4 protein-coding genes are annotated in these 8003 nt (G+C 61.7%); 3 read left to right on the top strand and 1 reads right to left on the bottom strand.

The features are described from left to right. From AC04SI_RS14985 to AC04SI_RS14975, 3 genes are all read left to right on the top strand, one after another. On the top strand, positions 1-383 hold a 383-nt coding region (locus AC04SI_RS14985; protein WP_488474401.1), incomplete at its 5' end, for a hypothetical protein. 120 nt (positions 384-503) lie between these two features. After that, entirely contained in the window at positions 504-5105 is a 4602-nt protein-coding gene (locus AC04SI_RS14980; RefSeq protein ID WP_488474400.1) for an nSTAND1 domain-containing NTPase, read from the top strand. Between the two features lie 541 nt (positions 5106-5646). Continuing rightward, positions 5647-6948, top strand: coding sequence for a glucoamylase family protein (locus AC04SI_RS14975; RefSeq protein ID WP_404280275.1), 1302 nt, complete (start codon positions 5647-5649; stop codon positions 6946-6948). A gap of 69 nt (positions 6949-7017) precedes the next feature. On the opposite strand, the gene AC04SI_RS14970 is transcribed toward AC04SI_RS14975, so the two are convergent. Then, the gene (locus tag AC04SI_RS14970) at positions 7018-7998 is read right to left on the bottom strand and encodes a quinone oxidoreductase family protein (protein ID WP_488474399.1); all 981 of its coding nucleotides are present in this window, start codon (positions 7996-7998) and stop codon (positions 7018-7020) included. Positions 7999-8003 lie beyond the last annotated feature (5 nt).

The following is an 8003-nucleotide window of genomic DNA, read 5'->3' as shown; positions in this document are numbered from 1 at the left end:
AGCAGATTGGGACCTTGTTCGCCGACCCCATCAGGGCCAGCAGCTTCGAACGGCTGCATGAACAGGCCGGACAGAAGACTGCACCCGACCAATGCGCCAGAACAACGAATTACCTCTTGCAATACGGGAGCCATCCACAGAAGACATCGCCGGTGACTACGTTGGAAGTCGCCGGCGCGCCATGTGTGGACGTTCGCCACAATCGCAACAATGTCGCGGCCCCACACGAAGCGGTCATTCCCAGCGACAATGCACCTACAAAGGGCGGAGCGCATCGGAGGCGGCATTTTGAGCTCTTGAGGGCAGCGATGAGAGGCGGAATGGCAGGGTCGACCAAGTCCGATCTCTCTGCTTGCAAGCGGGCCGAGTTCCGTCAGCAATGATCCGCAGGCTGTGCGACGATGTCAAAACAAGCCGACACCGTCACTTGAAACAGTCAAGTGGCCTCTCTCCTCATCAGCCGCTATTTCCTCTAGGATGCTCCGGTATCGCGGGAGCTGGCTATGACCGTGGATCGCGTTCAGCGGAGAATGGCTGCCATCCTTGCAGCTGATGTGGTCGGCTACAGCCGCCTGATAGGCAGGGATGAGGAAGGTACTCTTGCGGCCCTGAGGGCCTATCGACAGATCATTGACCGGCTGATTGTGCACCATGAGGGACGGGTGTTCGGCAGCGCCGGAGACAGTGTCATCGCTGAGTTCGCAAGCCCTGTCGAGGCGCTGCGGTGTGCCACCGAAATCCAGTTGGAGATCGATAGACAGAACGTCGGCTTCCCCGAGCCAGGCCGCCTGCGATTTCGCATTGGGATCAACCTTGGCGATGTCGTTGTAGAGGGTAACAACCTCATGGGCGAGGGCGTGAATGTCGCCGCGCGTCTGGAAGCGTTATCTCACCCGGGCGGGATATGTGTATCCGAAGCGATCTATACACAGGCTCGCGATCGGCTGGCGCTCGATTTCATCGATCTTGGCGATCACAAAGTGAAGAATATCGCTCGACCTGTGCACGTCTATCGCGTACCCCTCGCTTCGGAGGAAGAGGTCAGGTCGCCCTTTCGCGGTCTCGACGTCTTCGAATTTGAAAACGCCCACCTCTTCTTCGGCAGAGCGCGGGCGATTGCCGCTTGCACCGAAAGGCTGGAGCAGCTGGCAGCCAACGGCAAAGCATTTTTGCTCATCTACGGGATGAGCGGCTCCGGCAAGTCTTCACTTCTGCGCGCCGGGCTGATGCCTTCAATCACCCGATCCGGCGCAGTGGTCGGCATCAGTTTGTGGCGCCGTTGCCTGATCCGCCCGTCCGAAGGGCCTGATGCTGTCGCCTCGTTGACCGCGGGACTGCTTTGCGAAGGTGCTTTGCCCGAGTTGGCTCTCGAACTGACGGCGGCTGAACTCACTCAACTCTGTCGAAGTTCTCCCGATCGCGCGCTGACTCTGATCCGCCATGCACTCGGCAAAGCAGCCACCGCGGCTGGCTCGTCCCTCTCACAAATACGATTACTGATCGCCATTGATCAGACAGAGGAGCTGTTCACGACGGAGAAGGAACCGGCGTCGCGCGAAGCGCTTTTGCGGCTCTTGGCGGCGTTCGCCGGCAGCGGACTGGTCTGGGTGATTGCGACGATCCGGTCGGATTTCTTTCACCGCTGCGGCGAAGTCCGAGGCTTCTCGGCGCTGAAGGATGGCCTTGGCAGCTATGAGCTCTTGCCGCCGACGGGCCCTGAGATCGCCCAGATCATTCGCGAGCCAGCTCGTGCTGCCGGGCTCCGCTTCGAGGAGCGCGCCGATCTCGGGCGGCTCGATGACGTGCTGCAGGACGCGGCAGCCGCCGATCCCGGATCGTTGCCGCTTCTCGAATTCGTTCTCGATGCGCTGTACGAGGTGGGCCGGGAGCGCCGGATCCTCACCTTTGCTGCATATCGTGCGCTTGGCGGCCTCGAAGGGGCGATCGCGCGCCGCGCCGATGAAGTCGTCGACGCGCTCCCGCCCGACATCCAGGAGGCATTGCCCGCGGTGCTACGCGCTCTCACCACGGTGCGTCCGGGTGATGAAACGGTTACGGCAAGTCCAGTCCTGCTCAGCAAAGTCGCGGGGACGCCGGCACGATTGACTCTCGTCGACGCGCTGATCGCCACCCGGCTCCTGGTCAGTGATGAGGATGCTGCGGGCCATGTCTTCGTCCGCGTGGCACATGAAGCGCTGCTCAGCCGTTGGCCGCGCGCCAGCGACATTGTCAACGCGAATAGGAGCTTCCTTGAGACGCGGGCTCGGCTTAAGGCTGACGCCCACCGATGGCACTCGGACAACGAGAACCGCGAGCTTCTGTTGCCGTCCGGCAAGCGTCTCGCCGAGGGTGAGGAATTGCTGCTGTCGAGACGCGAGGAAGTCGACGATCAAGTCGTTGAATACATCGAGGCGTCGTCGCGTGCCCAGAAGGAGAGAGAGGAGAAGGACCGGCAAGCAGAGCGGGCACTGATCGAGGCTGCTGAAGCAGCAAAACGCGAACGCTTGGAGCGCGAGGCCGACCGGCTCGCGGGAGAGGCTGAGCGTCGGGATCTTGCGGCAACTGCTGCGATCCAGCTGGCACGACGTACGCGCTATGCGGCCATTGTCGCGACAGTGTTGGCTCTCTTGGCTGGAGCAGGCGCATTCGTTGGGTTCAGAGGACAACAGGAAGCAATGCGGCAGGCGGTGCAGGCGCAAATGAGTGCGGACAAGGCCAGGTCGGCCGAGAGCGAGGCTCTCGAAGCGCGCGACCAGGCGCTCCGCAACCAGTCTCTTTCACTTGCGTTTCTTTCGCAACAAACCGCAGCGAGCGGTAACACTGAGGCCGCGATCTTGTTGGCGCTCGAAGCTCTGCCGACGAGCGGATCTGCGTTCGGACGGCCGTATCTCTTTGAAGCGGAGGCCGCGCTTTATAAGTCTTTGTTGGCACACCATCAAACGCGGATCTTCCGCCAGGGTGCCGGTGTGACACATGCAGCTTTCAATCGGACCGGCGACCGCATTGTCACCTCATCCTACGACAAGACGGCACGCATTTGGGACGTCCGGAACGGTACCGAGACGGCAGTTTTGAGGGGTCACCAAGGCGCCGTGGAGAGAGCCGAGTTCAGCCCGGACGGAAGCCGCGTCATTACAGTTGCTAGAGACGGCACTGCGCGCATCTGGAACACCACCTCAGGGGAGCAGCTTTTTGTACTTCAGCCGCTGGGCAATTTTCCTATCGCGACTTTCAGCCCAGACGGCAGCCGGGTGCTGACGGCGGGGGAAGGGATTGATCCGTCACTCTGGGACGCCCAGACCGGAACGAAAGTCCTGACTGTAAAGAGCAATGGAGATTCTTGGGCCGACTTCGTTCCGGATGGCCGCCGCTTCGCAACGGCAAGAGGCAGTCAACGCATCGTTTCTATCTGGAATGTAGAAGATGGCAGGCTGACCCGCGCACTGCAGATCCACACTTGGGCAGACAGCGTCGCATTCAGCCCGGACGGAAGCCGGATGCTCATAAGCACGTGGCAACCAACCAGAAAGGATATTCTTTGGGACGTGTCGAACGAAGTTCAAATAGCAACGTTGGCCGGCCACAAGAGTGACACACAATTGCAAGGCGTGACGTTCAGTCACGACGGACGGGTGATTGCGACAGTATCACTCGATGGTACCGCACGACTCTGGGACGGAGTCTCGGGAAGATCGCGTGATGTGCTCGGCCGGGAGTCCCCGGGGCTCAAACTATTTGACATCGGTCCGGATGAACACGATCAGGAGATGAACAGCGTCTTCAGCCCGGACGATCGCTTCTTGGCTACCGCTTCTATCGATAACACGATTCGTATCTGGGACGTCGAGCGCGCGTCGCTGCTCACCACCATCATCGGCCACGATGCCTTGGTCGAGCACGTGGAATTCAACCCAATTGACAACAGCGTTCTTCTCACTGCATCGCACGATGGCACCGCTCGGCTCTGGGATATCGACGGGGTTCTGACGACTGCGCTCCACCACGAATATCCGCCGACCTTTGCGGTCTTCAGTCCCGATAAGGTGCACCTTTTGACTGGAGGTGGGGATAGCGCAGCGCACCTGTGGGATGTTGTAAGCGGACGTGAGATAGCCCAGCTTGACACAAAAGAAATTGTCCATAGCGCGACGTTCAGCCCTGATGGCAGTCGCGTTGCAACCGCATCTCTTCCGGGCCGAGTTCTTGTTTGGGACGTTGCGAGCAGACGAGCGATCGCTCAGTTCAACGCGCGTGACGGGCTACTTCAAGTTCAGTTCAGTCCGCGGGGAGACCTGTTGGGCTCGAGTTCGATTCGCGGTGCCGCACAGTTGTGGGACACGGCGACCGGCGTCGAAGTTGCCGCCATCAAGACAAGTGGAGCGTTACCGAACGTTGTCTTCAGCCCGGACGGGAATCTCGTCCTCGCCGCGAGGAGCGACAACGCGGCGCACCTTTTGAGAAGGGACGGCTCAGAATTCAAAATTCTCGTGGGCCATCATAGTCCAATCGCCGCGGCGGCTTTCAGTCCGGACGGCCAACTGGTTGCCACGGGTTCGCTCGACCAAACGGTGCGGATCTGGTCGATCAAGGACGGAAACAGTGTCGCGACGTTGAAGGGCCACAGCGACGAGCTGACAGCAGTAACGTTCAGCCAGGACGGTCAGTCTCTGCTGACTGCCTCACGCGATGGAACCGGTCGAATCTGGAGCGTTCCGGCAGGAACAGAAAGGGTCGCTCTCAGGGGACACAGCGGCGCAGTGGACAGCGCGCAATTCAGTCCTAACGGTTTGTATATCGTGACGGCGTCGTCTCAGGATCGCACGGTCAGGCTCTGGGCGGCGCAGTCGGGGCGCGAGATTGCAGTGCTTGCCAGCCGGGAGGACAAAGCCAACCGACCGGCGCTGGTGCGCGCGGCCTTCAATCCTGATGGAATGAGGATCGCAATCGTGTCCGGTGAAGAAAGCGTCCGAATTATCCGCGTCTTCCACACCCCCCAAGACCTCATCGACTACGCCAAGCACACTGTTCCACGCGAACTGACCGCTTGCGAGCGGCGACGTTTCTTCCTTCCTGAAAAAGGCGACGGCCGGAACTGTCCGAGCTGATATCGCTCCAAAGCGCTCCGCGGGTAACGTCGCGATGCGATGGTCGGCGTCAACCATTCCGACCCTAGAGCGAATGTCAGTTTATGGCGGTCAAACCCAGCCTTTGCTGAATTCGTGAACGCCTATCCGAGGGTCGCGTTTCGCCCCAATTGGGACGTTCCGAGACTTAGGGTGAACGGCAGCAGAGGGTCAGCTAAAAGACTACGCTCGCACCGGGCGCGAAGGTCCGCTATTGAATATCCATGGCCCGAAGCTGCCATTCCGCTTCCGGCCCACTACGGTCACTCAAGGATCGCGTTCAGAACAGCTGCTTCTGGTGCTTGTCTGACTTTCGGACCGCGGCGTGCTCGCGCCACTGACGCACGTCGCCAAGTGCTCAGCAGTGATGATTGGCTCGGCATGCTTTGCTGCAGAAGGAGGAGTGTCTCAGTGTGAATTTTGGCGCCGTTAACCCCTGTCGCTATCCGCCTTCACCTTCCTCACCAATGATTGACCAGCCTAAAAAGTGCGAAGCACAGCGAAAGCCTCTATATCGGCAGCCATGGATGCATCGAGCGAACACCAGCTGAACGCCGCGCTTCTCTCGAACACCCAGCGCCTGTCCTTCGACTATTTCCTCAACGAGGCCAACCCGGCCAATGGCCTGGTCGCCGACCGCAACACGCCAGGATCGCCCGCCAGCATAGCCGCCGTCGGGCTCGCTTTGTCGGCCTATCCCGTCGGTGTCGAGCGCGGTTTCATGACTCGCGCCGCCGCCGCTGCACGCACGCTCGCCACACTTCGCTTCTTCTGGAATGCGCCGCACGGGCCGGAGCCTGACGCCACCGGCTACAACGGCTTCTACTATCATTTCCTCGACATGAAGACCGGCCGCCGCGTCTGGAAGTGTGAGCTGTCCACGGTCGACACGGCGCTCCTGCTCGCCGGCATGCTGGCGGCCGGCGCCTATTTTGATGCGGAGGACGAATCCGAGCTGGAAATCCGTCGGCTCGCCGATGCGCTCTACCGCCGCGCCGACTGGCGCTGGGCGCAGAACGGCGGCTCCACCGTCACCCATGGCTGGCGGCCCGAAAAAGGCTTCCTGCGCTACCGCTGGCAAGGCTACGACGAGGCGGTGATCCTTTATGTGCTAGGCCTCGGCTCGCCGACCCATCCGCTGCCGCCCGAGAGCTATGCGGCCTGGCTGTCCACCTACAAGTGGAAAAAGATCTATGGCCGGGAGCTGGTTTATGCCGGTCCTCTGTTCGTCCACCAGTTCTCGCATATCTGGATCGATTTTCGCGGCATCCGTGATGCTTTCATGCGCAATCACGGCAGCGACTATTTCGAGAACAGCCGCCAGGCGGCCTATCTGCAGCGCGACTATGCCGTCCGCAATCCGAAGGGTTTTAGCGGTTATGGCGAGAATTGCTGGGGCATCACCGCCAGCGACGGCCCAGGCCCGACGAAACGTCATATGACGCTCGGCGGCCGCCGCTTCTTCGGCTACCTGGCGCGCGGCGCGCCTTTCGGTCCCGATGACGGCACGCTGTCGCCATGGGCGGCGATTACTTCACTGCCCTTTGCGCCGGAGATCGTCCTGCCGGCACTGCGCCATTTCCACGAGATCGACCTGCACCAGGGCAACCCTTACGGCTTCACAGCAAGCTTCAATCCGACAATCGCGGCCGCCGACGGGCGGCCCTGCGGCTGGGTATCGCCGGACCATGTCGGCATCAATCAGGGACCGATCGCTCTGATGATCGAGAACTACCGATCGGACTTCCTGTGGCGACTGATGCGCCGCGTGCCGGCCATCGCCGCGGGACTGCGCCGTGCCGGCTTTTCGGGCGGTTGGCTATAGCAAGTCCGCTCCCGGCGGTGTGGACAGGGTCCGCGACCGGACTCTGGACGATTTGAGCAACCGCGATACTCAAGGCGCCAGCACGACCTTGCCGGTCGAGCGGCGATCGTCCAGCAGACGATGCGCTTCGCTGGCCTGGCCGAGCGGAAAGCGTGCGCCTGTCGTCACGAGAAGCGCGCCGCCGGCGGCAAGCTGGAAAAGTTCCGACAGGTTCTCTCGCAGCCCCGCGGGCGAAAGCAGCGGCAGCAACGCGAACCTCCTGAGCGACTGGTTGCGGCCGATCATCGCTTCCAGGTCAGCTGTGCTCAGCGCGTATCTGCCGAGCGCGGCAAACACCAACTCGCCGCAAGGCGCGAGTGCGGCGAGCGCTGCCGCCGTTAGCGAGCCGCCGACGGTATCGTAGACGATGTCGACGCCGGCGCCGCCCGTTGCTTCCCGGACTGCGGCGACCCAATCGGCCTGGCTGTAGTCGACCGCGCCATCGGCCCCGAGCGACACGGCAAGATCAAGCTTGGACTTGCTACCAGCAGCCGCGACGATGCGGCTTGCGCCGCCTCGTTTGGCAAGCTGGACAAGCAGAGAACCAACGCCACCGGCAGCGGCCCCGATCAGTACTGATTTGCCGGCTGGCGGGCTTTGGCGCAACAGATGCAGGGCTGTCAGCCCCTGCACCATCAACGCCGTCGCATCCTCAAAGGAGAGCGTTTCAGGCAAAGGCACCGCCAGGCCCGCATCGATCGTCAAATACTCGGCATAGCCGCCGAAGGGGTGGCTTGACGCAAAGAGCGGTGCCGCGACGCGTGCGCCAAGCAGCGTTGCATCGACCCCTTGCCCAATGGTCTCTACAACCCCGGCAGCCTCCACCCCGAGGATCATGGGCAACTGCGGCGTGACCGCGTAGCGATCGGCGCGCATCAGCGCCTCGAAGAAATTCACGCCAGCCGCATGGACGCGGACCAGCACCTCGCCGCCTTGCGGCTCGGGCTTCGGCATGCCGACGACATCAAGAACGTCGGGACCGCCGAAACGGGTGAGTTGAATGGCTCTCATGGCAA

Source organism: Mesorhizobium sp. CNPSo 4689 (assembly GCF_057784325.1).
The sequence above is the reverse complement of the archived record's forward strand: the minus strand, read 5'-3'. Positions and strand labels throughout refer to the sequence as shown.